This is a genomic window from Janthinobacterium sp. 61 (assembly GCF_002846335.1).
GTDB lineage: Bacteria > Pseudomonadota > Gammaproteobacteria > Burkholderiales > Burkholderiaceae_D > Janthinobacterium.
In genome coordinates this window covers 5,965,219-5,982,933 of sequence record NZ_PJMQ01000001.1, presented here as the reverse complement: position 1 = coordinate 5,982,933, position 17,715 = coordinate 5,965,219, and the positions used below count along the sequence as shown (strand labels likewise).

The window sequence follows — 17,715 nt, the reverse complement described above, 5'->3', positions numbered from 1 at the left end:
AATAAAAAAACCGCCTCGTGGGCGGCAGACAAAAAAAAGACCGCCACATGGACGGTCTATGCAAGAAACAGTTCAAGGGCGCGGGCAGCTGCTTTATTCTGGCTGACGAGCACAGCAACGGTTCCACCCCAAGGTGGCTGGCTGTCTCGCTTCGTGGCCCGGTGCGTTTCGGCCACATAATCAACCGATAGGCGCCGCAACAGCCGCGCTTCCCACGGTTCCAGTTCGAAGCCGCGCGCGGCCTGCCAGGCAGCCATCTCGGCAAAGGTCACAGGACCAGTGCCCATGCCAGCCGCCACGGTCAGCCCCATCTCGTAGAGGTAGGCAATCAGGTATTCACCGTCATCGAACGGTGGCATTTCGATTTCTCCGCCGTCACGCTCGATCCGTTCCCGGCGGGACAACTCGGCGCTGTCAGCGCGCGCCCCCTCCTTCGCCTCTGGCACGGCGCCGAGCCAGGCGCTGTGCCGCACGAACAGGCTTAGTTCGTCGCCGAGGCCTTCGTAAAATTTGCCCAGTCATTCAAATAGGCGTTGACCTGAGTGGCGATAAAGCCAATGCTGGTGTCCAGATACACAGCTTTGTACAGCGCTTCGCCGCCCAACTCGTCATAGCCGATGTTCTCGAACGAATGCGTCAGCGCAGTCAACGTGTCGGCGCTTTCCTGCGCCTTGTCGTCTGCCGACTGGTCTTCCTTGCCTTTTTTCTTCAGGCGGGTGAACAGCTTATTATTATTTGCCGCCTGGATCTTGGCGTACTTCTTCGAGCCGGGGCCGTAGAGTTTGATGCGCATCGGCTTGTTCGTGTCTGGATTGCCATCGGCGCCGTCGGCGTACATCAGCTCGTCGTTGGCATCTTTCAGATGCAGGACGGCGGTTTCTTCTACTGCGAATTTGCGGATATCCATGGTGTACCTTTCGAGGGAGATAAAAAGCCCGTGCCAAGCCCGCCCGCCCCTCGAAGGGCGAAGCGGACCAGGTCGGTGCTGGGGTGGCCTGAGGCCGTTTTGGTTACCGCTTAAGCGGTGAGGGTGTCGCTCTGGCGCAGCAGGGTAAAGGCGCCCTTGACTGTGTCGTTACTGGTGCCCAGATTTTCGACAAACTTCAGGACTTGGGCTGTCAGGTAACGAAGTCCGCCGCCCTGCTTTTCGAGTTTGAAAGCAGGAATGCTATTGTCCTTCGATGCCGCTTCGATGATGATCTGGCCGGCGTCTTCTTCGACCCAAAGACATTCAAATTCAGCATTGGGCAGCTTCCAGCTGCTTTTCTTCTCGCGATCCTGCGCGTTACCGACCACCGAAGCTGTCGAGGTACTGTATTCGCGCCCCTTGACGCCCCCCACATTGGTGAGCTCACCAACCTCCACCCACGTGAGGGCTGCATATGCCGCTACCGTATCGGTTGCAGGACGAACCGCACAAACGTACAGCTTTGTGCCTGCGACTGTCTCGAAATCACTCTGGAATGTCATTTTGATACCTTTCATAAAAAAGCCCGCACGCAAAATTGCGATACGGGCGGGCTGAAAAACTGAGGTGACGTCTAATTGTCTTCGACGTACACCACCTTGAAATCGCGCGACTGTTGATAAATGCCGGTATCAGCATCGCCCATATCCGGGCCGACCACATCGCGCATCACGCTGCGCACGGTGACGCCGGCGACAGTGCCGGTATGCGCGCCTGGACCCAGCTTGGCCGCCTGCAGCACGGCCTTCTGGTCGGGATAGGTGCTGGCGTGCACCGTGACCTGGACGCGCGCGGTAACCTGGACGGCGCGCTGGCCCAGCGACACGGTGGGCAGCTCGACCCGGCTGATCTCGGTCAGGCCGATGGCAGGCAGCGGCATGCCCTGCGGCACAGTACCGGCCACGATGCGCGCCGCCGGCACCAGGCCCAGTATCGGCGCGTGCGCGACCAGCAGCGCGCGGATCACTTTGATGGCGCTCATTTCTTGGCGCGCGCCTTGGTTACCGGCGCTGCTGCCACCTGGTCGTCCCCGATGGTGGATTCGATGACTTCGACGGCCTCGCTGCGGCGGATGTAGGCGGCAGCCCGGCGCACGCCGCGCGCAGCATCGGTCATGGTGTATTCGGTACCGACCTGCAGCTCGATCACGGTCACTCCGTCGATCGAGCCTGGAATGGTTTTAAGCATCTTGATTTTCATGGTCGTCCTAATCGGTTTCGGCCGCCGGCACATTGATGCCCTCGGCAGTCAGGCGCTTGCGGATCTGCGCGCCCACGGCGGAGATGGCGGCATCTGGCTTGGTGTCGAATGCCGGCCGCATGTACGGGTGCGGCTTGGCGCCCGGGTGGTCCACCACCATGGCGCGGGTCTGGCCGATGACCAGCGCACCCTTCTTCTTCGGCACGATCTTGTGCGGCTTGGTGCCGAACTCGACCATCGGGCCATACCAGGCGCGCTTGTTGCCGACGCGCACTGATGCCGTCACCTTGCCGCCCTTGGCCTTGGTCACCACGCGCACGCTGCGGCGCAGTTCGCCGCTGCCGACCGGGATGTTTTCCCGCACTTCGGCCTTGAATACGTTGGCACCCTGGCGCAGGGCCGAGCGCAGGATGTTGCGCTCGACCTTGACCGGCAAGGATTTAAGGAAATCGTCCAGTGCCTTGCCGCCGGAGATATTACGGTCGTCTGCCATCATTGCCCCTGGGTTGAATACTGCTCGATTGTCATTTCCAGCCATTCCCGGCGGCCAATCTCGGCCGGTCCGCCGACGATCTGAAAAATCACGTCTGTGTCGCCATGGAGCGTGATGCGCATGGCGGAAGTGATACCGCGTAGGTAGCGCATGCGCAGGCGCGCCGGGCGCGTGGCGACGGCCAGGCCGTCCTCCACCGTTTCCGACTTGCTGGGCAAGGCGTCCTGCACTTGGGCGGGTACGCGCCCGGCGACCTGCACCCAGCCGCCAGGCTGCGGTCCGTATTCGCCATCGATGACGCCAGGGCGCTCGATGGTGATACGGCGATCCAGCTGGCCGGCGCGCATCAGACGCCATTCCCGATACGGTGTGGCCGCAACAACTCGCGCGAGCCCAGCGGCAGCTCAGCCACGGACACTGCCAGCACGCTGTCCTCGCGGTTCTCGTACATGTCGCCGAACAGCTTCAGGATGCCGACCTTGATATCGTCCGTGATGACCATCGGGAACAAGCCGGCGGTACCGGCATCGATAGCGGCCGCCATCGATGCCGAGTCTGCGTACACCTGGCGGTTCAGGTAGGTCAGCGCAGCGCTTTCGGCGCCCGACAGGATCAGGGTGATCACGTCGTCCTCGTCGTTGCCGACGATGCGCTGGTAGCCCTTGGCCAGTTCAGCTGTCAGGAACATGGATTACTTGCCCTTTTTCTTCGACTCGTCCGCTTCTGGCGCTTCGAGCACTTCCAGGCTCTGGGCTGCGTCGACCAGTTCAGGCGGACATTCGTCGCCCGGCTGGAACGTGGTCGGGTAGATTTCGCCGTCGCGCACGCCGAGAAACTCTTTGCTGAAAATCATGATTTTTCCTTTCAATAGCAGCCCCGGGCCGGGGTGGACCGGGGCGTTCCAGTTATGCCGAGACCTTGAGGGCTTTGATGGTGTCGGGGTTCAGCAGGCCACCGCCGACGCGCTTGGTGGTGTAGAACTGGACGTAAGGCTTTTTCGAGTACGGGTCACGCAGCACGCGAATGCCCATACGGTCGACGATCATGTAGCCACGACGGAAGTCGCCAAACAAAATCGGCGTACTGTTGGCTGCCACCGCCGGCATGCCGGGCATCGTAGTGATGGAGTAACCCAACAGGGTTGCAGGCTGGCCTGCCTGCATGGACGGCTGCCACAGGTAGTTGCCTTGGCCATCCTTCATTTTGCGAATAGAGCCTTGGGTCGTACGGCTCATGATGAAGCGCGCATCGCCCGTGTACTCTTCGGGCAGGGCATGGATCAGGTCGATGATGCCATCCGAGGTCAAGGCGGCCGCCGAGCCGCTGGCGACGGTTTTAATGTCGCCCCAAGGGTGTGCCGCCGCATTGGCGCCGCCGGTAATGTAGGTCAGGATGCCGGTTGGCTTGTCAGCACCATTGCCAGACAGGAATGCAGCGCCTTCCTGAAGTGCAAATTCACCATCGACTTCGCCAGCCAGCCAGGCCTCCAGATTGACCTCGGCATCGTCGAGCATTTGCTGTGTTGCCGACGGGTTGGCGTAAATCTCACCAGGTTTGTAGGTCAAGCTGCCGAACGTTGGCGTATTGGTTTCTGGGCGCGCAGCGGCCTCACCCACCCAGCCAGAGGTCGCACCGCGGTTGTTGAAAAGCTTGGTGAAGCTGTCTTTCGACGTCGGTTGCACGAAGCAGATACCGCGCATTGGTGATACCACCAGCAAACGATCGGTGATCGTACGATCCCATTCGGTTGGCGCCAGAAAACCGCCTTCTGGCGCAGCGCCTTTGTTCATGCTCGCTTCGACGGTGCCACGTTGCATGTGGGACTGGAAGGAATTGGTATATTCCTTGTCCTTCAGGGCCACGCCGCCGCCATTCATTGCGGACGCCGCGATCTGCTCGTTGGCCTTGTCGACAGCCGCCTGCAACTTGGCGATGTCGGCGTTGATGTTGTCCACCTTCAGCGCCTGCAGCGCGTCGGCGTTGCCCTTCTTGATTTCGTCCAGCTGCTTGGTGTGCTCGGCCTTGAAATCATGGAATGCCTTGTTGACGCCTTCGATCAGCGCATTCACATCGCCATCGGCGTGCACAGAGACAATACCGCGCGGAACGGGTTGGCTGGCCTGGGCAGCGTGCGCCGCCATGGCGCTGGCGATCATCGCCGTGGCGATGCTGGTCATCATTACTTTTTTCATTACTTGCCTTTCAGATTATTAATCAGGGTTTGCAGTGACGCTGCTACTTCTTTGGTGCCAGCGCTCGGCGTGGCGACTTTTCCAGCAGCGCCCGGCGTGCCAGAAAACAGGGACTTGATGGCTTCGCGGCGCACCGAACGGGAGTGTCCCGCCCGGGCCATGGCGGCTTCCACCATCGCAAGATATTTCGTGTCGGCGCTGGCCTCGGGATCGTGGCCCATCTGCTCGCGCGCCAGGATGCCGCTGGCGAAGCCTTGTTCGACGGCCTGCGCCGCGCCCAGCCAGCTTTCCTTGTCCATCATGGCGGCCGCTTCCCCCGCGCTCAGCCCGGACCGGGCGGCGTAGACCGAAGCCATGGCCGCATCGAACGGCGCCAGCTGTTCGGAGGCCTTGATCATGTCGTGGCGGTTGCCGATCGCCATGGCCCAGGCGTTATGGATCATCAGGAAGGCGCCGTCGCCCATCAGGATCTCGTCACCGGCCATGGCGATCACCGACGCGGCCGAGGCGGCGATGCCCATCACCTTGACGGTGACCTTGGCCTTGTGCTCGCGCAACAGGTTGTAGATCGCCACGCCCTGGAAGAAGTCGCCGCCGGGCGAATTGACGTTCACCACCACGTCGCGCGCGCCGATATTGCGCAGGGCGGCGGAAATGCGCTTGGTGGTGACGCCCTCGCCGTCATACGACTCGCCGATGCGGTCGTAGATGGAAATGGTGGCGGCGCCGTCATCGGCCGCGGCGCGGATGCCTGGCTCCCAGCGCTCGAGCGCGTCAGGGCGCATGTCGAACTGGATATTGCCCAGGCCCTGGGCGGCGTTGATTTCAGGCAGTTTTAACAAGGTCATTGGGTGTCTTCGCTTGGTTGGCGGGCGCGCGCAGCTCGTCGGCGCCCTTGTCATTGGAGCGTGCCAGGTCTTGGAGCTCGCGCACTTCGTTTTGTGTCATCCACGGCGCGTGGCCGCCGCTGCCCAGTGCCTTGGTGAAAAATTCAGCCTGGTCCTTCAGAGTGCCGCGCAGCAGCGCACGCTCGTTGAATTTGGCGCGTAGCTTCTTGTTGTCATCCTTCGACAGCAGGGTGCGCTCGATGCCCTGCTCCCAGATGGTGAACCAGTGCTGCAGCGAGAACTGGACGAACAAGATCGCCAACTGCTCGATCCCACTACCCCAGGATGTGTCGTCCATCATCAGCAGCGGGCGCGGCACGCCCATGGCGCGCGCGATTTCTTCGATCTGGTGATTGCGGTTTTCAAGGTGCTGGGAATCGGCAGCCGTGTTGGCAAACTGTTCGGCCTTCAAGCCCTCTTCGAGGATCATCCATTTGCCGGCATTCTCGGAGCCGGTCTTGTCGTTGATCGATTCTTGCAGGCGGCCAAAGGCCTTGTCGGTAAGTGCGCCAGCAGCCGACAGCGCGCCGCCGGCCATCACGCCGTTCTTGAACAGCCGCGCGGCGGCCTTCTCGGCCTGCTGCGCGATGCCGATGGCCTCATGCGCCAGGCGAACGCGCGACAGGCCCACAACGCCATCTTCGGACAGGTCTCGCAGGTGAAATACCTCTTCCGCCGGCAGCGTGATCTGGTGGCCATCCTTGCGGGTGAACTTGTAGACCATGTTCCAGCTGTCGTCCAGCTCGGCCGTCACGCGCTTCGGGCACATCGGGATCAGGCGCAGCACCTGGTTGCGCGACCAGATCACACGGGCGTAGGCGTTGCAGTGCATCATCACGCGCAGCTGCATCAGCGCCTTGAATTCGTAGGCGGTCTGCCAGCTGTTCGGCTTGGCCTTCAAAATGTCATACAGCGGGTGTTCGGTGGCATAGCGCTTTTCGTCGCCGCGCTCGACCAGGTTGAGCGGCAGCATGCCGATCGATTCCGAGATCAGCGTCACGCAGCGCAACAGGGCCATGTTCTGCAGCGCCTTCGACGCATTGACGTAGGCACCCGACGCTGTGCCGCCACCGGTGCGCATGAATGCCAGCAGGTCGGGATCGTCCAGACCGGCAAACAGGTGCCCGGTTGAGGCCTGGACGTTCGGTGCCGACTGCGCTGAGGCGACCGGCGCCGGTTCTACTTCATGATCGACCGGACGTGACTGTGCCTCCGGCTCTGCTGCTGGCCGGAAGAAATCTAAAAAGCTCATGGGTTATACAGTCCTTATGCCACGCGATTCATACACCGAACCACCTTGCGCCGGCGGATTAAGTTCCATCAGGGAGACGGCGTCGAATGTCGCCATCAGCGGGTCGATCTTGGCGGACCCTGACGCCTGCTTGGTAATCAAAATGGCATTGCCTCTCGGCTCGACCTTGGCATTTCCCACGCACCAGGCCATCATCGGCTGGCCGCCGTGCTCGATCACGCCCTCGGCCAGCTTGCGCTCGGTGGTCTTGATCGCGCCACCGAGGCGCCAGCCTTGCGAAATGGCGACGATCTTTTCCTGCGGTACGCCGGCTTCGACCATCGCATCGAGAATGGCCCCAATGCCGGCCGAGTCCGCGCCCACCTTGTCGAGCAGCCCAGATTGCTCCACTTGCAGCACGGCAGCTGCCACCTGCTCGACGTCCTCGCCGATACGCTCGACCAGTACCAAGTCGCCCTGCTTGGCAAAGTCTTCGAAGCGGGCGGCTTCGATTTTTCGCCGCTCCATCACCGAAGGGTGCGCCCATGCCCTAGTCCACAGCAGCCAGCGGCGCGTCTCGCGCTCGCGGCCGATCACCGCCAGGCCCAGCAAGTCGTCCAGGCCGCCGCCATCAATGCCGACGGTGGCAACCTCGCTGCGCGCCAGCAGGTCGTGTAGGGTCAGCGCTGGGCGCAGGCCCTGCTGCTCCCAGAAATCGGCGCCCGGCCATCGGTTCGACATCAGCGCCAGGCCGATCTGCACATTTAAGTGCTTGGCCAGGAAGCCGCGGAACTCCACTTCGCCCTTTTCCTGCGCCTGGCGGAAGCCGCGCTCGATGAATTCCTCGTCAACCGATGTGCCCATGTTCGGGTTCGTTACATAGGCGTTGCGCACATCCCGGTGCGCCCCTGCCTTGATCATGTGCTCGGGGAACTCATACAAAATCGGGTAACACGCGGGATCATGGATTGTTCCGTCGCGCACGCCACGGGCATACAGCAGCCGCGACAGGAATGCACCGGCCGGCGGGTCGTCCGACTGTGTCGTCGCGAAAATTACAAAACCTTCGGGCCGCGAGGCCAGGCCTCCCGTTGCCTCCAGCAGCATGGCGTCGGCGCGCGGGTTTTTCCCGAACAGCCACAGCTCGTCGATAAACACGCCGATGGCTTTCTTGCCCGACACCGTCTCGCCGTCGGCCGCCACCACTTTGAGCGTGGCGTTGGTGGTCAGGTGGGTGATGGTGCGAATGTGATCCTGCACCTTCAGCATCGCGGCCAGTTCGTCGTCCGCCTTGATCATGGCCGCCATCGGTTTGTAGCTGTTGTCCGCAATCTCCTTCGTTGGCGCCAGGACGATGTACTCACCCTCCAGGCGCCAGTTCATCAGCAACGCCGTCAGCATGATCCCGGCCGCAATGGTCGACTTGCCGTTTTTCTTGCTGATCAGGAGCATGAATTCCTTGATCAGCCGGCGCCCGGTGTCGGCGTTGTAGGCGCCAAAGATGGCTGCTACAAAATCGAGCACCCACTCGCGCACCACGTCGCCCATGCGCGGGCTGCCGGGCGCGTCGACCATGCGCAGCTCTTTGAAAATCGCCAGCGCCGCCTCGGCCTGGTCGGGATAGAGCGGCGGGCATGGTGTCAGCGGCAGGCCGGCAACAATGCGCGCCTCCCAGTCGTGGCATGCGGTGGTCCACTCCGGATACGGCGTCATTTACCGCCACCAGACACCAGGCGGGGCGGCGGTGGCGGCGCGCCGAAGCGGCCACCGGCGGCCTTCTGCGCTGCATCCAGTTTTTCCTCTTTCTTGCCGATCTCGCCGGGCTTCTTGTGCACGAAGGGCATCAGCGCCTTGGCGGCATCAATGCGCAGCTTCTCGCCCAGCTCGATATCGTTCATCGCCGCCATCAAGAACGTTTTCGGGTCCGTATGCTGCAGCGCGCGGTTCAGATCGAACGTTGGGCGCGCCGGCGGAGCAGCTGGCGGCAGGGCCGCCGGCGCACCAGGGACAATGTTGGCGCGAGCCGCCTTCAGGTACTCGGCCACGGCCGGGTCTTTAACAAGACGCGAGCCGGCGGCCGATGCTGTCGCCGGACTATACCCGGCCACGATCGCCGCATCCTTATTGCTGCGGCCGGCCAAAACGGCATCGGCGAACGCACGCTTTTTGCCTGTTAAAGCCATTAACAAAATCCTCAGTGAGGGAAAAATTCTGCGCGTGGGAGAGGACGCGGTCTAGGTCGGCGAGGGGCCGGGAACTTTTCGCCCCCCTCCCCCTGATGTTGCTTTTTTGAAATATTTCTTTTGATGCATGTTGTTATTTTGCAACAATAATAACATTTCTTTTTTGAAACATTACCCGATGTTGCTTTGGTGCCATCTATTCGCCACGCCGATGGGCCGCCTCTTCACGCTGCTTATCTGCGCTGTGGTGGGTACCGCACAGCGACTGCCAATTGGCCTTGTTCCAGAACAGCACCTGGTCGCCACGATGCGGCTCGATGTGGTCGACTACGGAGGCCATCGGCGCAGCCAAGCCCAACTCAGCACAGCGTAAAATGGCCGTGCTGGGCGCCATGTCACGGATGGGCGCATAGGCCGGATCACGCAGGCAGTATACGCACAGCGGATGGCTGCGCAAATAGCCAGCGCGGGCCTTCTGCCAGGCGTAGCCGTAGCCGCGCTTGGTGCTGCTCGTTTGATCGGTGCGCCATGAGCCTGGCTGCATCACAGGCGCGCGGCTCATGGCCTGCTGCTGCAAGCGCGGCTTAAGCGAGGTTAGCCGTCCCATCAATAGCCGTAAGGTTGACCGCCGCGGCGGGCGTGCCGCATCATTGCTTGATGCGCGCACTCGGCTCTTTCGCGCATCCAGGCGTCAAAGCCGATGGCCTCGGCGGCATGTGCAACGCCTGCGTGGTGACACAGCCAGGCATCGAACGACATGCCTTGCAGAAGCGTGTCGCGCTCGTTGGCCCAAGCATTGATGCTCAACTCTTCCACCGCGTGGGCCGCGTGGGCCGCGACTGCCGCGACTGCTGGCGGCGTACGCCCGTCCATGTGGTCGGCGATGCCTGCCAGATCGTCTGCGGTCAGTGCGATATTGATCGCCAAGCCAAACACTTCATCGGATCCAGTAATCATCGTCATGGCCGCCAAGGTGTTGGCCGGCAGGTTGAAGTGCTTGACTGCTGCACGCGCAAACTCGATGCCAGTGTGGAAGTGGTTCTGGTGCATGGTCGAGCCTTTCATGCGGTGGTGGCGTCAGGCATCAGCCCCGCGGCCGCGCTGGCGGCGCAGGCTGGACAGTGGGTAAGCGCCTGCAGCAGCCGGCGCGCCTCTTCAGCTTTGGCCAACTGCGTGGCCAGCTGGTCGATACGGCGCATGTCGCCGGCTTGGCTGGCGCGGATAATCATGTCTCGGTAGTGGCGTGGGCTCATATCACACGGTCCAGGCGTGCAGCGCCGGCTTGACCAACGCCCACAGCCATGGCCAGGCCAGCAGCACGAGTGCAATAGTAGTGCCACCGATTACCGCCCCCAGCAGGGCGATGGTGATGAACATCCGGCGGAAGTCGAAATCGAACATGCTCAGTCCTTCAGGCTCTTGACGTCGGCGACCAGTTCCTTTGCCACCTCTGCGACAGGCTTGACCGCGGCGACAGCGACGTCGACGACCATCTCAACAGGTGCAGCGACAACCTGCACCACATCGGCAGCTAGGCCGCCCAAGGATTTCAGTAGACCGAACATGTGAACCTCAAATAAAAAGGCCGCTGGCGCACGAAGCGGTCAGCGGCTAAAGCCCAGGGAAAGGCGGAGATCTGGAATGCAAAAAGCCCGCGTCGGCAAAGAGGCGGGCTTTTGTTTAGGCGTGCGAAAACCGCCTATGAACGAATCATATCAGAACAGAACAGCAGTGCACACATTATTTTTAAGGCGCTGGGTCAGCTCGGCGCGCGCCTCCATTGCAACGTCTACAAATACTGCGTTCGGGAACCGCCATGGCGTGGCCTGGCTACACAGCGTGTAGATCGCCCAGGTGTGGATGCGCGCCATACTATCGATCATCGCATCGGTGGCCTGGGCGATGCGCGTGTCGGTCGCCTGCTGCGCCTCGTACATATCCACGCCGCGACCATCGCCCTCCCCACTCAGTCCTCGCATCGTCTTGACGCCCATGTCCCGGTCAGCATCGTGCGCCATCCAGGCGGCCCACAATTCAAGGCACAGGTCGAGTGGATCCGGATCGGTCCATGCGGTGACCGCCACGACGGTGGTCGCCGGCGCTGTCTGTGCAGCCGGCGCCACAGCCTCGACCTCGACCTCGACGAAAGTGATATCGACCACTGGTGCGCTCTTGCCGGCCCATCCCAGCGTAATTTTTTCTCGTTGCATTTCAATCCCTGTGCTGTGTTGCAAATTAATCCGACGAGCAGCTGCTGCCGCTGTCCGACGAGCTTGACGACGAATCGCTGCCGCTGGACGAGCAGCTTGATCCACCCCAGTCGCCCGATGCGCCGCCGCCGTCGAACGTGCCGCCGCCGGCAGCCAAGTGCGACGGTGCGATGGCCGGCGCCCAGCTGCTCGATGGCGCTCCGGTATCCGCTGGAGCACTGTAGGTGGTGCTGGCCTGGCTGGTGCGCCGCGGTGCCGTGCTGACATCGGCTCGCGCTCGCTGCGCCCGTTCGTGACCGCGCATGCTGACGGCAACGATGGCTCTCACGAAATCGGCCTCCGTGCGCGCCTTCTGTTCTGCTGCCTTGCGCGCTTCGCGGCGCTTGGTCCAGGGGAATGTGAAGTTGAACATTTTTCGTCCTTTCGTTGTTGGTGGTGCTTCTAACCGATGATTCACAATAATCATGAAAGTGAGGAAATATGCGACGTTGCAGGGTGGTCTTCGCCACTTTCCCGCCAACGGTTTTGCCGTTTCCTATACCGCGTGGTGCACGACGTACAGCTTCAATTGCGTGGCAATATGGTGCTCCAGCGTGGCGCCGCGCGATGCCTCCCATCCAGGCAGCATCACCACGCAATCGACAGTGGCGACCTGCGCGACACTCATACGCATGTAGCCCAGCCAACTACCACATGGCGGCACAGGGTTCTCTGCCGGGTTGATTACGGCATGACCGTCCGCCCGCAGCTGCGCGGCCAGCGAATCGAAAGCCGGATAGTTGAGCTCAGGGAGGCCGGTCATCGGGCCCGCGATGTAGATTTTCATGATTTCACCGCCTTGGCAGCGATAGCGGCGTCGATGGCTTGGCGTGCAGTATTGCCCCAGCCGATTTCGCGCTCGATGGGCGCAGCCATGTGGTGCTCGATCACGTTCCAATAAACGTCATCGTCATGATCGTTGTAGCAGCGCAGATCAAAGGTGCCGTTCTCGATGAATTCCAGCCGTTCCGCGTCCTTGGCATCGCCCTGCGCTGCTGGGGCGGCGAAATAGAAGGGGCGGTATTCCGCTTGTGCGCCGGCGGGGGCCATCACCTTGAAAATGCTTTTGATAGTGCCCAACTCCTCCGTATCCCTGGCGACGTTCTGCGTCTTCACGCCGTCGATGAACTGGCACCAGCCAGCCGGCACGGCCACGGGCTGCACCGGGGCGCGGAATACGGGAACAATCTTGTAAGGCTTGCCATCTTGGCCGTAATTCAGCCCTTCCAATTCCGCTTCCAAATCGGTCTTTCCTGACGCTACACAAAATTCACCGAAGTACGCTTCGCCGCTTTCATCGACGATCATGTAGGCGAAAGGCTCTTGCGCCTGCACCGGGGCGGCTGCGAGGGCGGCGCGGTCCTGCCAGCTTTTCCAGCCGCTGGCCACGCATGGGTTTTCGTACTCGCCTTCCGCATCACGCGCCAGGTTCATTTCTGGCTCGGATGCTTCGAACAAGGTTCGCTCATCCGCTACCACTTGGGGCGCGGCGGCCGGCTCGCCTTCGCCGCTGGCGGTGAATCCGCGCTCGACGCAGGCCTGGCGCACGCTGGCCAGCAGCGGCGAGCCGGGCGTGCACGGCAAAGGGTGGTTCGTGTTTTCTTCCGCGCGCGCCGCTTCGGCGGCAATGCTGCGCACCAGGTCTATGAGGTCGATCATTCTGCTTGCTCCAAAAAGGTGATTTCGCTGGGCTGGCGCGGTGTCGCGTCGCCCATCAGGTAAATAATTGTCGAGATCCCGCCGCCCAGCACCTGGGGAGACATGCTGTGCAGGAAGTGCTGCTTGCCGTCGAACAGCACGGGCTGGCAGGTGTACAGCGCGCGCAGCAAGGCGCGGTCGCGCTTGTAGGCCGCCTCGGCCGGGGTTTCCGGCGCCGGTGCTGGGCTGCGGCGGCTCATAGCGCTGGCGCCGCCGGTGGCGCGCGACGAACCCAGCAGCATGCCGGACCATCCTCGGTGTCGCTGATCGCCAGCATGAACCAGCCGGCGCCTGCTGGCGGCTCTGGGTCCCATGCGCTGAAGTCGCAATTCGCTTCTTCGAAGATCGCCTTGTAGGCCGGATGATCTTCCGGCTCGTCGCCGAGTTCCGCCCGGCTCAGCTCCAGGCCCTGCGCCTTCAGCCATGCTTTGAATTTTTCGCCATCGCCTTCGTCAAAAGGCGGCATGTCCGGATGCCACCAGTTGCCGGTTTCGTCGCGCAAGACTGGCACGGCCTGGATATGCACCACGTCGAGTCCGAGCCATCGCGAACTCGCACCAACGGCGTGCGCGAACGCTTGGCGCTCGATTCCTTCGACCACGTCAGACATTTTCATGCGCGCCTGACCATTATTTTTTGATGCCATTTTGATCTCCTGTTTGCTGGATATGTGACCCCGATTCAGGGCCCGAAATGCCATCAACTGATGACTGATGATAATCATGAAGGCTAGTATCCATGCGGGTTTGCGGGGCACTTCCCGCCACTTTCTCGCCACGCCCAAAACCGATTTTCTCGGCAATATCGTTCTGCGCCTGCGCCGCCGTGTCCCGGTTTTTCTCCAGGTAGGCCATGGTGGTCATCGGCGACTTGTGGCGCATCACGGCCTGGATCGTCTGGATCGGCACGCCCTGCTCCGACAGCATGGTGGCGAACGTGCCGCGCAGCCTGTGCGGGGTGATCCCCTTGATCTTGCAGCTCAGGTTGGCGGACTTCATGGCCTTGCGCGCGAAGCCGGGCGGGTGCTGCTGGGCACCGCCGCGCTTGCCGGCGATCAGGCCTTCCACCTGGCGGTGCGGCGTCAGTTGCTCGATCAGCCAGGCCGGCACCGGCACCGGCTCGGCCTCGCGGCCCTTGGTGACGCCGGGCGTGTAGGTGGCGCGCTGCCAGTCCAGCCATTCCCAGCGCGCACCGGCCGCCTCGGACTCGCGCAGGCCCAGCCCAAACATCAGGCGAATGGCCGTGGCCACCGATGGATCCGCGCGCGTGACCTGGTCGACCGCGGCAAACCATTCGGCCACGGCGACGATAGGCAGGATCGAGCGCGGGCGCTTCTGCACCTTAAGCATGCGCACCTGCCAGGGGATTGAGCGGATAATCTCGCGCTTCACGGCCCAGTTGGCGATCAGCTTGAGCACGCGCAGCCAGTGGTTCGCGCTGGCCGGCTTGTGGTCGACCAGGTGCTGGTTGCGCGCCAGCTCGACGTGGCTGGTGGTGATCTGGTTCAGCGGCAGGTCGCCCAGGTCGTAGAAGTGCAGCCGGGCGGTGGTCTCGACACTGCGCTGGTGCGCGGCACTGCTGATCGGGCCGTTCACCTCCAGCCATTCCTGCGCCATGGCCGCCAGCGTCGGCACGACTTTGCCGCCGTTGGTCAGGATCAGCGCCTCGTCGTACGCGCGCTGCGCTACAAGGTTGGCCTTCGCCTTGCTGCTCTCGCGGGTGCTGCGCTGGACGCGCGCGCCAGCGATCTGGAAGCGGTAGTGGTAATTCTTGGCCTTGCCGGCCCGGAACAGGTGAAAACTCATTCGTGTCTTTCAAATAATGCCAAGGGCGGTCTTGGCGTTGGTGATCTGCATGGCGTGCAGCGATTTATCGCCCTTGGCCAGGCGCGCCATGATCTTTCGCGCCCACGTCTTGTGGTCGAAATGCGTTGCCCGTGGCGACTTGGTCACGCCGCTGGCTTCCAGTTCGGCCAGCATGCGGGCCGCATCCTCGCGGGAGAGCGTGCCCTTGCCCGGCGCTGGCAGCGCTGGCACCGGCGCCGGGATCTCGGCCCATTCGCCGCGCGCCAGCTGCGCGCTCAGCGTGGCCGCCCAGCGATCCTTGACCTGGCCGTACGACTGCGTCATCAAATCGCGTGAGAGGAGCGTGGCGGCCCAATAAACTGCTGGGTGCGACCACACCCCTACCTCCCCCTTTCGGCGGGCTTGTATACCCTCCACAGCCTCGTGGTAAGCCTGTGGCGCGTTGGAGGACGGCTTGCAAGCTTGGATAAACTCTGCACACGACGGTGGTTTCTGGTGATGCAGACGACACGCTTTCAGGCCGACAGCGACGTCCTTGGGGCTGATGCCTTCTTCCTCGAAGGCCTCGACCCATGATTCGGCCCAGTTCCGCAGCGCTACCTCGCTGGCGAAATTGGATGCCCACCAGTGCGGGTATGCGCCGTCGAGGCGGTTGTACAGATGCTCGATCATCGACACCTTGAGGGTCGGATGCACCTCGAACCAGCGCGAATCCGGCGCCGTGCTGGACTGGCCCAGGAAGCAGCTTTGGCTGCCAGCAGTTGCAACTTCGCTCATGTCCGGCTCCCGGGCTGTGTTCGGCCACGATTGACGAATGCGGTCGGGTCAAACTTCGCCGGGCGGCCGCCCGCAGCACCATGAGGCGCATGCTGCTGCGCACCCAGCTTGGCCCAGTCCTCCCGAATCGCGTTCTGCAGCGCCTGATCCCAGTCCGCGTAGGTGTAGCCATTGGCACGCGCCTTGCCGATGAACGAATCGAAGTGCGCCTGCAGGTTCGTGTGGCCTTTGGCTTGGGCCCAAGCCTGGACGGCGGCCGAAATCGTGAAATCGGATGGCAGCGGCGTCTTGGCTGGCTTGCGCGTGGTTTTCGACGCGGGAGCGGCGGCGACCGGAACGGTCGCGTGCTCCTGCTCCTGCTCTTGTTCCTGCTCTTGTTCCTGCTCTTGTTCCTGCTCTTGGCTTGCAAGGGGCTTTGAAGGGGCTTGTAAAACCGGTGCAATACTGTCGCCGGCACCGCGCTTTCTCGTCATGCAAAAAGAGATGGCGTAATGCTCGAAGAAGCGCGCCAGGAAAGGGTTTGCGGGCAGCGCGTCATACTCGTTTTGCACACCCTTGACGCGCAAATCCCTGCCGGTCAAAGCATCTGCAATCTGGTATTTGGCCATTTCGACTACCCAAACCATCTCCGAAGCCTCGTCATATTCACAAAACCCCGCTTCGACAGCACTTACAAGCCCCTTCGCAGCCCCTTCCAAGCCCAGCCCGGTTTCATGCGCGATGAACATTTGAGGCACGTAGTACAGCCCCAACATGTTGGCGTGCGGCGACGTCATCAGGTACAGGGCGACGATCTGCGCCTCTGGACCCGCCGCGCGCAGCTTTTTGCCGGTGGCGCCGATCCAGAACTTGGGGCCGACCTTTCCGTAGTCACGCATCGGCCTTGCAGCCAGGTGTAACTGGCGCCTCCGTTGATGTGCCATGTTTCAGCATGTGATCTCCAACCTTCCATCCAGCCGTGAATGGGGACGGGGCGTGACCGGCGGGCTGGAATCGCCTGGTCGCAGCTGCGCAGCTGCTGCCCCGCTTGAAACTTGTAGGGCTACGCTTTTTCACGAGGTCCGCGCGTGGGATGCAGTACGCGGTGGATCACGTCCTTGGTGCGCGACATCGCCTTGCGCGCGCCGGTGAGGATGCGCACGATGCGCGCCTTCTTCTCGGCGGCCCGTGCTGCTTTGCGCAGCGCGATTTCGTAATTGGCTTGCGTGGGTGCGGCCACAACGGCCGCAAGCGACGCCATAGCGTCAGCGTCGGCGCTGGCAAGGTCGCAGATATCGCCCAGGCCCAGGCCGCCCTCGTCTTGCGACTCGATGGCACGCACGCACAGGCCGAAGCGGCGCAGCATGTCGTTCAGGCAGTGCACGCGCGCGTCATCGGGCATGCCGGCGAGGATGGAAAAAACGAAGTTCGCCGGTAGGAAATTGGTGTCCTTGGTTTCGTCGTCGAGCCAACGCAGCACGCGGTCGCTGTTATTTTTCATGCGCTGGAACTCGTCCGTATGCGCATCGAAGCGGATACCGGTCACGGCCGGGCCGCCGATGTGCGCATGCGCCGCGACAATGATGTCGATGGCGCTTGCGCTTGACAGCCCAGCGGTGCGGCGCCAGTCGGCCACGTGCTCGCGCAGAATGCCGATCAGGGTTTTGTGCGACTCAATACGCATGATTTATTCCTCGGTGTGAGTTACTCTGGCTTCGGTTGAATGCTGGACACTTCGAGGGCCAATGCCTCCACCAGAAGCAGTGACGAGATCAGGCCAAATCAAGATCCAATCGTTAGGTCGTAGCTCTTGCCTAGTTACCTGCTTGTTAGTCAAAGCTTCGATTGCGGCGCAATACCGAATTGAAATAGGTCGTATCCCCTTCAGCCACTGGTGAAGCACTGCTGGGGAAATTTTGAGAAGCCGGGCGAAGTCAGCCTTTCGGATCTTCGAGTCTGCCAAGTAGGTTGAGAGGTTCATGCCGCAATAATAGCATTGCTATTGCACAAGTCAATAGCAATGCTCGTTGCTCTATTAAATAGCATTGCTATAC

Annotated in this window: 30 protein-coding genes; all 30 read right to left on the bottom strand. The window is 62.0% G+C overall.

Annotated elements, in window-relative coordinates; genetic code table 11:
• Positions 1-56: 56 nt before the first annotated feature.
• The 30 genes from CLU92_RS27175 to CLU92_RS27050 all read right to left on the bottom strand — a co-directional run bounded on the left by CLU92_RS27175 (position 57) and on the right by CLU92_RS27050 (position 17,642).
• Positions 57-446 carry a hypothetical protein gene (locus tag CLU92_RS27175; protein WP_143452670.1) on the bottom strand — a complete coding sequence of 130 codons (390 nt, stop codon included), beginning with the start codon at positions 444-446 and terminating at the stop codon, positions 57-59.
• Between the two features lie 35 nt (positions 447-481).
• On the bottom strand, positions 482-907 hold the full coding sequence (locus CLU92_RS27170; RefSeq protein WP_101484411.1) for a hypothetical protein: 426 nt from the start codon (positions 905-907) through the stop codon (positions 482-484).
• Positions 908-1,017: 110 nt separating this feature from the next.
• Complete coding sequence (locus CLU92_RS27165; RefSeq protein WP_143452669.1) at positions 1,018-1,485, bottom strand: hypothetical protein; 468 nt, start codon at positions 1,483-1,485, stop codon at positions 1,018-1,020.
• 56 nt (positions 1,486-1,541) lie between these two features.
• The gene (locus tag CLU92_RS27160) at positions 1,542-1,949 is read right to left on the bottom strand and encodes a DUF3168 domain-containing protein (protein ID WP_101484409.1); all 408 of its coding nucleotides are present in this window, start codon (positions 1,947-1,949) and stop codon (positions 1,542-1,544) included.
• Positions 1,946-2,167: a hypothetical protein gene (locus CLU92_RS27155; protein ID WP_143452668.1), complete on the bottom strand. Its 222-nt coding sequence runs from the start codon at positions 2,165-2,167 to the stop codon at positions 1,946-1,948. The genes CLU92_RS27160 and CLU92_RS27155 overlap by 4 nt, the downstream gene beginning before the upstream one ends.
• Positions 2,168-2,174: 7 nt before the next feature.
• Positions 2,175-2,660: an HK97-gp10 family putative phage morphogenesis protein gene (locus CLU92_RS27150; protein WP_180338610.1), complete on the bottom strand. Its 486-nt coding sequence runs from the start codon at positions 2,658-2,660 to the stop codon at positions 2,175-2,177.
• Positions 2,660-3,007, bottom strand: coding sequence for a head-tail adaptor protein (locus tag CLU92_RS27145; RefSeq protein WP_101484406.1), 348 nt, complete (start codon positions 3,005-3,007; stop codon positions 2,660-2,662). The genes CLU92_RS27150 and CLU92_RS27145 overlap by 1 nt, the downstream gene beginning before the upstream one ends.
• The gene (locus CLU92_RS27140; protein ID WP_101484405.1) at positions 3,007-3,348 is read right to left on the bottom strand and encodes a head-tail connector protein; all 342 of its coding nucleotides are present in this window, start codon (positions 3,346-3,348) and stop codon (positions 3,007-3,009) included. The genes CLU92_RS27145 and CLU92_RS27140 overlap by 1 nt, the downstream gene beginning before the upstream one ends.
• 3 nt (positions 3,349-3,351) lie before the next feature.
• Positions 3,352-3,513 (bottom strand): hypothetical protein, encoded by a 162-nt coding sequence (locus CLU92_RS27960; RefSeq protein ID WP_180338609.1) that lies wholly within the window; start codon positions 3,511-3,513, stop codon positions 3,352-3,354.
• Positions 3,514-3,565: 52 nt separating this feature from the next.
• Positions 3,566-4,852 carry a phage major capsid protein gene (locus CLU92_RS27135; protein ID WP_101484404.1) on the bottom strand — a complete coding sequence of 429 codons (1,287 nt, stop codon included), beginning with the start codon at positions 4,850-4,852 and terminating at the stop codon, positions 3,566-3,568.
• Positions 4,852-5,700 (bottom strand): head maturation protease, ClpP-related, encoded by an 849-nt coding sequence (locus CLU92_RS27130; protein ID WP_101484403.1) that lies wholly within the window; start codon positions 5,698-5,700, stop codon positions 4,852-4,854. Before CLU92_RS27130 ends, CLU92_RS27135 begins: the two co-directional genes overlap by 1 nt.
• A complete protein-coding gene (locus CLU92_RS27125; RefSeq protein ID WP_101484402.1) occupies positions 5,678-6,991 on the bottom strand; it encodes a phage portal protein in 1,314 nt (437 codons plus the stop codon). The genes CLU92_RS27130 and CLU92_RS27125 overlap by 23 nt, the downstream gene beginning before the upstream one ends.
• Before the next feature lie 3 nt (positions 6,992-6,994).
• On the bottom strand, positions 6,995-8,683 hold the full coding sequence (locus tag CLU92_RS27120) for a terminase large subunit (protein ID WP_101484401.1): 1,689 nt from the start codon (positions 8,681-8,683) through the stop codon (positions 6,995-6,997).
• The gene (locus tag CLU92_RS27115) at positions 8,680-9,153 is read right to left on the bottom strand and encodes a terminase small subunit (protein WP_101484400.1); all 474 of its coding nucleotides are present in this window, start codon (positions 9,151-9,153) and stop codon (positions 8,680-8,682) included. The genes CLU92_RS27120 and CLU92_RS27115 overlap by 4 nt, the downstream gene beginning before the upstream one ends.
• A 196-nt stretch (positions 9,154-9,349) precedes the next feature.
• A complete protein-coding gene (locus CLU92_RS27110) occupies positions 9,350-9,715 on the bottom strand; it encodes an HNH endonuclease (protein ID WP_373918876.1) in 366 nt (121 codons plus the stop codon).
• A gap of 44 nt (positions 9,716-9,759) precedes the next feature.
• Positions 9,760-10,218 carry a hypothetical protein gene (locus CLU92_RS27105; protein ID WP_143452667.1) on the bottom strand — a complete coding sequence of 153 codons (459 nt, stop codon included), beginning with the start codon at positions 10,216-10,218 and terminating at the stop codon, positions 9,760-9,762.
• On the bottom strand, positions 10,215-10,406 hold the full coding sequence (locus tag CLU92_RS27625) for a hypothetical protein (protein WP_143452666.1): 192 nt from the start codon (positions 10,404-10,406) through the stop codon (positions 10,215-10,217). The genes CLU92_RS27105 and CLU92_RS27625 overlap by 4 nt, the downstream gene beginning before the upstream one ends.
• A gap of 1 nt (position 10,407) precedes the next feature.
• Complete coding sequence (locus tag CLU92_RS27955; protein WP_180338607.1) at positions 10,408-10,554, bottom strand: hypothetical protein; 147 nt, start codon at positions 10,552-10,554, stop codon at positions 10,408-10,410.
• 2 nt (positions 10,555-10,556) lie between these two features.
• Positions 10,557-10,718, bottom strand: a complete 162-nt coding sequence (locus CLU92_RS27950; RefSeq protein WP_180338606.1) for a hypothetical protein — start codon at positions 10,716-10,718, stop codon at positions 10,557-10,559.
• A 150-nt stretch (positions 10,719-10,868) separates the two neighbouring features.
• Complete coding sequence (locus CLU92_RS27100) at positions 10,869-11,363, bottom strand: hypothetical protein (protein ID WP_101484397.1); 495 nt, start codon at positions 11,361-11,363, stop codon at positions 10,869-10,871.
• Positions 11,364-11,388: 25 nt separating this feature from the next.
• Positions 11,389-11,775, bottom strand: coding sequence for a hypothetical protein (locus CLU92_RS27095; RefSeq protein ID WP_101484396.1), 387 nt, complete (start codon positions 11,773-11,775; stop codon positions 11,389-11,391).
• Between the two features lie 123 nt (positions 11,776-11,898).
• A complete protein-coding gene (locus CLU92_RS27090) occupies positions 11,899-12,189 on the bottom strand; it encodes a DUF4406 domain-containing protein (protein WP_257562291.1) in 291 nt (96 codons plus the stop codon).
• Complete coding sequence (locus tag CLU92_RS27620; protein ID WP_143452665.1) at positions 12,186-13,061, bottom strand: hypothetical protein; 876 nt, start codon at positions 13,059-13,061, stop codon at positions 12,186-12,188. The genes CLU92_RS27090 and CLU92_RS27620 overlap by 4 nt, the downstream gene beginning before the upstream one ends.
• A complete protein-coding gene (locus CLU92_RS27080; protein WP_143452664.1) occupies positions 13,058-13,300 on the bottom strand; it encodes a hypothetical protein in 243 nt (80 codons plus the stop codon). Before CLU92_RS27080 ends, CLU92_RS27620 begins: the two co-directional genes overlap by 4 nt.
• The gene (locus CLU92_RS27075) at positions 13,297-13,746 is read right to left on the bottom strand and encodes a hypothetical protein (protein ID WP_218973477.1); all 450 of its coding nucleotides are present in this window, start codon (positions 13,744-13,746) and stop codon (positions 13,297-13,299) included. The genes CLU92_RS27080 and CLU92_RS27075 overlap by 4 nt, the downstream gene beginning before the upstream one ends.
• Entirely contained in the window at positions 13,730-14,905 is a 1,176-nt protein-coding gene (locus CLU92_RS27070) for a site-specific integrase (protein WP_101484393.1), read from the bottom strand. Before CLU92_RS27070 ends, CLU92_RS27075 begins: the two co-directional genes overlap by 17 nt.
• Positions 14,906-14,914: 9 nt before the next feature.
• The gene (locus tag CLU92_RS27065) at positions 14,915-15,682 is read right to left on the bottom strand and encodes a replication protein P (protein ID WP_101484392.1); all 768 of its coding nucleotides are present in this window, start codon (positions 15,680-15,682) and stop codon (positions 14,915-14,917) included.
• On the bottom strand, positions 15,679-16,560 hold the full coding sequence (locus tag CLU92_RS27060; protein WP_101484391.1) for a hypothetical protein: 882 nt from the start codon (positions 16,558-16,560) through the stop codon (positions 15,679-15,681). The genes CLU92_RS27065 and CLU92_RS27060 overlap by 4 nt, the downstream gene beginning before the upstream one ends.
• A gap of 164 nt (positions 16,561-16,724) precedes the next feature.
• Positions 16,725-17,345 carry a hypothetical protein gene (locus tag CLU92_RS27055; protein ID WP_101484390.1) on the bottom strand — a complete coding sequence of 207 codons (621 nt, stop codon included), beginning with the start codon at positions 17,343-17,345 and terminating at the stop codon, positions 16,725-16,727.
• Positions 17,346-17,348: 3 nt separating this feature from the next.
• Positions 17,349-17,642, bottom strand: coding sequence for a YdaS family helix-turn-helix protein (locus tag CLU92_RS27050; RefSeq protein ID WP_101484389.1), 294 nt, complete (start codon positions 17,640-17,642; stop codon positions 17,349-17,351).
• Positions 17,643-17,715: the final 73 nt, after the last annotated feature.

Excerpts from the sequence above, each read along its gene's own strand:
- CLU92_RS27950 (WP_180338606.1), bottom strand. The coding sequence starts at position 10,718 with ATGTTCGGTCTACTGAAATCCTTGGGCGGCCTAGCTGCCGATGTGGTG.
- CLU92_RS27115 (WP_101484400.1), bottom strand. The coding sequence starts at position 9,153 with ATGGCTTTAACAGGCAAAAAGCGTGCGTTCGCCGATGCCGTTTTGGCC.
- CLU92_RS27065 (WP_101484392.1), bottom strand. The coding sequence starts at position 15,682 with ATGAGCGAAGTTGCAACTGCTGGCAGCCAAAGCTGCTTCCTGGGCCAG.
- CLU92_RS27165 (WP_143452669.1), bottom strand. The coding sequence starts at position 1,485 with ATGAAAGGTATCAAAATGACATTCCAGAGTGATTTCGAGACAGTCGCA.
- CLU92_RS27100 (WP_101484397.1), bottom strand. The coding sequence starts at position 11,363 with ATGCAACGAGAAAAAATTACGCTGGGATGGGCCGGCAAGAGCGCACCA.
- CLU92_RS27120 (WP_101484401.1), bottom strand. The coding sequence starts at position 8,683 with ATGACGCCGTATCCGGAGTGGACCACCGCATGCCACGACTGGGAGGCG.
- CLU92_RS27055 (WP_101484390.1), bottom strand. The coding sequence starts at position 17,345 with ATGCGTATTGAGTCGCACAAAACCCTGATCGGCATTCTGCGCGAGCAC.
- CLU92_RS27135 (WP_101484404.1), bottom strand. The coding sequence starts at position 4,852 with ATGAAAAAAGTAATGATGACCAGCATCGCCACGGCGATGATCGCCAGC.
- CLU92_RS27105 (WP_143452667.1), bottom strand. The coding sequence starts at position 10,218 with ATGAAAGGCTCGACCATGCACCAGAACCACTTCCACACTGGCATCGAG.
- CLU92_RS27060 (WP_101484391.1), bottom strand. The coding sequence starts at position 16,560 with ATGCGTGACTACGGAAAGGTCGGCCCCAAGTTCTGGATCGGCGCCACC.
- CLU92_RS27155 (WP_143452668.1), bottom strand. The coding sequence starts at position 2,167 with ATGAAAATCAAGATGCTTAAAACCATTCCAGGCTCGATCGACGGAGTG.
- CLU92_RS27075 (WP_218973477.1), bottom strand. The coding sequence starts at position 13,746 with ATGGCATCAAAAAATAATGGTCAGGCGCGCATGAAAATGTCTGACGTG.
- CLU92_RS27095 (WP_101484396.1), bottom strand. The coding sequence starts at position 11,775 with ATGTTCAACTTCACATTCCCCTGGACCAAGCGCCGCGAAGCGCGCAAG.
- CLU92_RS27070 (WP_101484393.1), bottom strand. The coding sequence starts at position 14,905 with ATGAGTTTTCACCTGTTCCGGGCCGGCAAGGCCAAGAATTACCACTAC.
- CLU92_RS27090 (WP_257562291.1), bottom strand. The coding sequence starts at position 12,189 with ATGAAAATCTACATCGCGGGCCCGATGACCGGCCTCCCTGAGCTCAAC.
- CLU92_RS27130 (WP_101484403.1), bottom strand. The coding sequence starts at position 5,700 with ATGACCTTGTTAAAACTGCCTGAAATCAACGCCGCCCAGGGCCTGGGC.
- CLU92_RS27140 (WP_101484405.1), bottom strand. The coding sequence starts at position 3,348 with ATGTTCCTGACAGCTGAACTGGCCAAGGGCTACCAGCGCATCGTCGGC.
- CLU92_RS27160 (WP_101484409.1), bottom strand. The coding sequence starts at position 1,949 with ATGAGCGCCATCAAAGTGATCCGCGCGCTGCTGGTCGCGCACGCGCCG.
- CLU92_RS27150 (WP_180338610.1), bottom strand. The coding sequence starts at position 2,660 with ATGGCAGACGACCGTAATATCTCCGGCGGCAAGGCACTGGACGATTTC.
- CLU92_RS27955 (WP_180338607.1), bottom strand. The coding sequence starts at position 10,554 with ATGTTCGATTTCGACTTCCGCCGGATGTTCATCACCATCGCCCTGCTG.
- CLU92_RS27145 (WP_101484406.1), bottom strand. The coding sequence starts at position 3,007 with ATGCGCGCCGGCCAGCTGGATCGCCGTATCACCATCGAGCGCCCTGGC.
- CLU92_RS27960 (WP_180338609.1), bottom strand. The coding sequence starts at position 3,513 with ATGATTTTCAGCAAAGAGTTTCTCGGCGTGCGCGACGGCGAAATCTAC.
- CLU92_RS27110 (WP_373918876.1), bottom strand. The coding sequence starts at position 9,715 with ATGAGCCGCGCGCCTGTGATGCAGCCAGGCTCATGGCGCACCGATCAA.
- CLU92_RS27050 (WP_101484389.1), bottom strand. The coding sequence starts at position 17,642 with ATGAACCTCTCAACCTACTTGGCAGACTCGAAGATCCGAAAGGCTGAC.
- CLU92_RS27125 (WP_101484402.1), bottom strand. The coding sequence starts at position 6,991 with ATGAGCTTTTTAGATTTCTTCCGGCCAGCAGCAGAGCCGGAGGCACAG.
- CLU92_RS27625 (WP_143452666.1), bottom strand. The coding sequence starts at position 10,406 with ATGAGCCCACGCCACTACCGAGACATGATTATCCGCGCCAGCCAAGCC.
- CLU92_RS27170 (WP_101484411.1), bottom strand. The coding sequence starts at position 907 with ATGGATATCCGCAAATTCGCAGTAGAAGAAACCGCCGTCCTGCATCTG.
- CLU92_RS27080 (WP_143452664.1), bottom strand. The coding sequence starts at position 13,300 with ATGAGCCGCCGCAGCCCAGCACCGGCGCCGGAAACCCCGGCCGAGGCG.
- CLU92_RS27620 (WP_143452665.1), bottom strand. The coding sequence starts at position 13,061 with ATGATCGACCTCATAGACCTGGTGCGCAGCATTGCCGCCGAAGCGGCG.